This is a genomic window from Synechococcus sp. R6-10, from assembly GCF_047461815.1.
In the GTDB taxonomy this organism is placed as follows: Bacteria; Cyanobacteriota; Cyanobacteriia; order Thermostichales; family Thermostichaceae; genus Thermostichus.
In genome coordinates, this window is sequence record NZ_JANSHW010000408.1 from 1 (window position 1) to 2,402 (window position 2,402).

Here is a 2,402-nt window from a genome sequence, read left to right on the forward strand (position 1 = left end):
ACGATGCCTTTGCCCAGATTGTCGGCTACACCCCCGAAGAATTGAAGCATCGGCAGCAACTGGACATTCTCCACCCCGAAGATGTCAACCCACTGCTGGGGGCCAATGAGGCTTTGTTGGCGGGGAAGGTCTCCGTCAGCCAGCGCCAGATTCGCTACACCCATCGTTCCGGTCAGGTTGTTCATGTGCTGTTTCAGGCCACCCTGCTCACCGACGAGGAAGGACAGCCCACCCAGTTTCTCAACCAGGTGATCGACATCAGCGCCCGCGTGGAGGCAGAAATTGCCCTCAAAGAAAGTGAAGAACGCTTCCGCCAATCCTTTGAATGGGCCCCCATTGCCAAGGCCATGACCCACGTGGATGGCACCTATTTGCAAATCAACGCCGCTTTTACCGAAACCCTGGGCTACACCCTGGAGGATCTCAAAGGGAAAACCGTCCTCGACATCACCCATCCCGACGACATCGCCACCACTCTGGAAAACAGCAACCGCCTGCTGGCCGGCCAGGTGCATCAGTGGGAACAGGAACAACGCTACATCCACAAGAACGGCCAAATAGTCTATGCCATTCTTCGCATCACCCTGGTGCGCACGGCCCAAGGGGATCCCAGCTACTTTCTAAGCCAGATTTTGGACATTACCGAGCGCAAGCAAGCCGAGGCAGCCCTTCGCCAAAGTGAGCTGAGTTTACGGGGCATCTTCCAGCAGTCAGCCCTGGGCATTTCCATCGTCGATCATTGGGGCCATTACCTAAAAGTGAACCCCGCTCTGGAAGAGATCTTGGGCTATAGCGCTGCCGAACTGACCCACATGAGCTTCTGCGACCTCACCCATCCCGAGGACATTCAGGAAGATTGGCAACTCTTCCAGGAGGTTTTGAACGGCCAACGGGATCGCTACCACCTGGAAAAACGCTACATCCACCGCAGCGGAAAGGTGGTTTGGTGCCGCCTGGCAGTCTCTGCAGTCCGGGATCCCGAGGGCAAAAACCTCTTCATCATCGGCATTTGCGAAGACATTACCGAAGAAAAACGGGCAAAGCTGCAGATCCAAGCTGCCCTTCAGGAAAAAGAAGTCCTGCTGCGGGAGATTCACCACCGCGTCAAAAACAACCTGCAAATCATCTCCAGCCTGCTGCGGCTCCAAGCTGACCAAATCAAAAGCCGCAAGTACGCCCGCGTTTTTAAGGATGCCGGCAGCCGTATTCAAGCCATGTCTTTGATCCACGAAGGTTTGTACCAATCCAACAATCTGGCCGCTGTGGATCTCAAGCAGTACCTACACAATTTGATCTCCAACCTCTTTCACTCTTACGGGGTAAACCCCGAGAGCATTCGCGCCAACATCCGCGCCGAAGGGATCCGCCTCAACCTCGACGATGCGGTCTTGTGTGGCCTGATCATCAACGAGTTGGTGACCAACAGCCTCAAGTATGCCTTCCCGAAGGGCCGCAGCGGGGAGATAGAGATTCATTTCAGCCAAACCCGCAAATATACTCAGTTGCGAGTCTCCGACAATGGCGTTGGCTTGCCCCCGAACTTTGACTTCAAGGAAACTCAATCTCTGGGTTTACAACTGGTTACAACCCTCACCGATCAGCTACAGGGCAAGATACAATTGAGGAGCAAACCGGGTACCACCTTCATCATTACCTTTCCGAGGAGCGAGCCTTGAAGAGAGTTCCACCCCTTGTCAAAGGCAGTATCCTGGTCGTCGAAGACGAGAAGATCATCGCCAAGGACATTGCCAACGTTCTGAAAAAATTCGGCTACGCTGTGCCCGCCATTGCTTCTTCCGGGGAAGAAGCGATCCGAAGGCTGGAAGAGATGCCGGTGGACTTAGTCTTGATGGATATCGTCTTAAAAGGCGATATCGATGGTATAGAAGCCGCCAAGCGGATTACCGAGCGCTTCAACATTCCGGTGGTGCATCTGACGGCCTACGCCGATGAGGACACGCTCTCCCGCGTCAAAGAGACCCGACCCTTTGGCTACATCATCAAACCCTTCAAAGAGCGGGAACTCTACACCACCATCGAAATTGCCCTGCACAACCACCGCCAGAGCCTCGAGAACCGCAAGCTGGAAGAAAAAAGAATCGAAGAGCTGCGGCAAAAACTGCAGCAGCTGCAGCAGTTCTCGGAGGTGAAGGGCACTCTGTTCAAGAAATTCTTGCAGGATCTGAGCGAGCCCCTCTCGAACCTCAGCTTTGCCTTGGGTCTGCTCAAGGATGCCGAGTCAGAGCAGAAGCGGGAACACTACCTGCAGGTGCTGGAGGATGAGTTTCGCCGTGAGCTGGAGCTGATCCACCAAACCTCTAACCTGGAAAATCTTTTAAACCTGGAAAATGTTGGCCTGTTGAGCCAGTTCAGCCTGCTGCGTCCCCAGGAGCCCAGCCGTA

Annotated in this window: 2 protein-coding genes; both read left to right on the plus strand. The window is 54.5% G+C overall.

What is annotated here, in order from left to right:
* A partial coding sequence (locus NW837_RS11280) for a PAS domain S-box protein (protein WP_414331593.1) occupies positions 1-1,676 on the plus strand: 1,676 nt, incomplete at its 5' end.
* Positions 1,673-2,402: response regulator (locus tag NW837_RS11285; RefSeq protein WP_414331596.1), on the plus strand; the 730-nt coding region annotated here is incomplete at its 3' end. The genes NW837_RS11280 and NW837_RS11285, both read left to right, overlap by 4 nt.